Genomic DNA, 2,943 nt, shown 5'->3' on the forward strand with positions numbered 1-2,943 from the left:
ATAAAACACCTTGGGTGTTGTATGGTTAAGCCTCACGGGCAATTAGTACAGGTTAGCTCAACGCCTCACAACGCTTACACACCCTGCCTATCAACGTTCTAGTCTTGAACAACCCTTTAGGACACTTATAGTGCCAGGGAAGACTCATCTCAGGGCTCGCTTCCCGCTTAGATGCTTTCAGCGGTTATCGATTCCGAACTTAGCTACCGGGCAATGCTACTGGCGTAACAACCCGAACACCAGAGGTTCGTCCACTCCGGTCCTCTCGTACTAGGAGCAGCCCCCTTCAATCTTCCAACGCCCACGGCAGATAGGGACCGAACTGTCTCACGACGTTCTAAACCCAGCTCGCGTACCACTTTAAATGGCGAACAGCCATACCCTTGGGACCGACTTCAGCCCCAGGATGTGATGAGCCGACATCGAGGTGCCAAACACCGCCGTCGATATGAACTCTTGGGCGGTATCAGCCTGTTATCCCCGGAGTACCTTTTATCCGTTGAGCGATGGCCCTTCCATTCAGAACCACCGGATCACTATGACCTGCTTTCGCACCTGCTCGAATTGTCATTCTCGCAGTCAAGCGGGCTTATGCCATTGCACTAACCTCACGATGTCCGACCGTGATTAGCCCACCTTCGTGCTCCTCCGTTACTCTTTGGGAGGAGACCGCCCCAGTCAAACTACCCACCAGGCACTGTCCGCAATCCCGATTAGGGACCGACGTTAGAACATCAAGCATACAAGGGTGGTATTTCAAGGTTGACTCCACAACCACTGGCGTGATTGCTTCTAAGTCTCCCACCTATCCTACACATGTAGGGTCAATGTTCAGTGCCAAGCTGTAGTAAAGGTTCACGGGGTCTTTCCGTCTAGCCGCGGGTACACAGCATCTTCACTGCGATTTCAATTTCACTGAGTCTCGGGTGGAGACAGCGTGGCCATCATTACGCCATTCGTGCAGGTCGGAACTTACCCGACAAGGAATTTCGCTACCTTAGGACCGTTATAGTTACGGCCGCCGTTTACCGGGGCTTCGATCAAGAGCTTCGACCGAAGTCTAACCCCATCAATTAACCTTCCGGCACCGGGCAGGCGTCACACCGTATACGTCATCTTTCGATTTTGCACAGTGCTGTGTTTTTAATAAACAGTTGCAGCCACCTGGTATCTGCGACTCTCAATAGCTCCATCCGCAAGGGACTTCACCGTCAAGAGCGTACCTTCTCCCGAAGTTACGGTACCATTTTGCCTAGTTCCTTCACCCGAGTTCTCTCAAGCGCCTTGGTATTCTCTACCCGACCACCTGTGTCGGTTTGGGGTACGATTCCTTACAATCTGAAGCTTAGAAGCTTTTCCCGGAAGCATGGCATCAATGACTTCACTACCGTAGTAGCTCGACATCGTGTCTCAGCGTTAATGAAAGTCCGGATTTACCTAAACTTTCCGCCTACGCACTTGAACCTGGACAACCGTCGCCAGGCCCACCTAGCCTTCTCCGTCCCTCCATCGCAATTGTAAGAAGTACGGGAATATTAACCCGTTTCCCATCGACTACGCTCTTCAGCCTCGCCTTAGGGGTCGACTTACCCTGCCCCGATTAACGTTGGACAGGAACCCTTGGTCTTCCGGCGAGGGGGTTTTTCACCCCCTTTATCGTTACTCATGTCAGCATTCGCACTTCTGATATGTCCAGCATGCCTTACAGCACACCTTCAACCACTTACAGAACGCTCCCCTACCCAATACGAACAAGTCGCATTGCCGCAGCTTCGGTGTATAGCTTAGCCCCGTTAAATCTTCCGCGCAGGCCGACTCGACCAGTGAGCTATTACGCTTTCTTTAAATGATGGCTGCTTCTAAGCCAACATCCTGGCTGTCTGAGCCTTCCCACATCGTTTCCCACTTAGCTATAACTTTGGGACCTTAGCTGGCGGTCTGGGTTGTTTCCCTTTCCACGACGGACGTTAGCACCCGCCGTGTGTCTCCCGGATAGTACTTACTGGTATTCGGAGTTTGCAAAGGGTTGGTAAGTCGGGATGACCCCCTAGCCTTAACAGTGCTCTACCCCCAGTAGTATTCGTCCGAGGCGCTACCTAAATAGCTTTCGGGGAGAACCAGCTATCTCCAGGTTTGATTGGCCTTTCACCCCCAGCCACAAGTCATCCGCTAATTTTTCAACATTAGTCGGTTCGGTCCTCCAGTAAGTGTTACCTCACCTTCAACCTGCCCATGGCTAGATCACCTGGTTTCGGGTCTAATCCTAGCAACTATACGCCCAGTTAAGACTCGGTTTCCCTACGGCTCCCCTATTCGGTTAACCTTGCTACTAAAATTAAGTCGCTGACCCATTATACAAAAGGTACGCAGTCACCCCATAAAAGAGGCTCCCACTGCTTGTACGTACACGGTTTCAGGTTCTATTTCACTCCCCTCACAGGGGTTCTTTTCGCCTTTCCCTCACGGTACTGGTTCACTATCGGTCAGTCAGGAGTATTTAGCCTTGGAGGATGGTCCCCCCATGTTCAGACAACGTTTCACGTGCGCCGTCCTACTCGTTTTCACTACAAAGGGATTGTCGGTTACGGGGCTATCACCCTGTATCGCGGCACTTTCCAGAGCCTTCACCTAATCCCTAACTAGCTTAAGGGCTAATCCGATTTCGCTCGCCGCTACTTTCGGAATCTCTGTTGATGTCTTTTCCTTCGGGTACTTAGATGTTTCAGTTCCCCGAGTTCGCCTCATAATGCTATGTATTCACATTATGATGACCGCTTATGCGGCCGGGTTTCCCCATTCGGAAATCCATGAGTATAGTGACTCTTACCGTCTTCTCATGGCTTATCGCAGGTTAGTACGTCCTTCATCGCCTCTGACTGCCAAGGCATCCACCGTGTACGCTTAGTCACTTAACCATACAACCCCAAGATGTCTTTCGACGTT

The 2,943-nt window shown here is 51.3% G+C and carries 1 rRNA gene; it reads right to left on the reverse strand.

Annotation, left to right across the window (positions count from 1 at the left end):
* Positions 1-21: 21 nt before the first annotated feature.
* Positions 22-2,915, reverse strand: a 23S ribosomal RNA gene (locus tag ACKLNH_RS20495).
* Between the last annotated feature and the right edge of the window lie 28 nt (positions 2,916-2,943).

Origin of the sequence: Thaumasiovibrio clandestinus, assembly GCF_047250365.1 — a bacterium.
Classification (GTDB): Bacteria; Pseudomonadota; Gammaproteobacteria; order Enterobacterales; family Vibrionaceae; genus Thaumasiovibrio.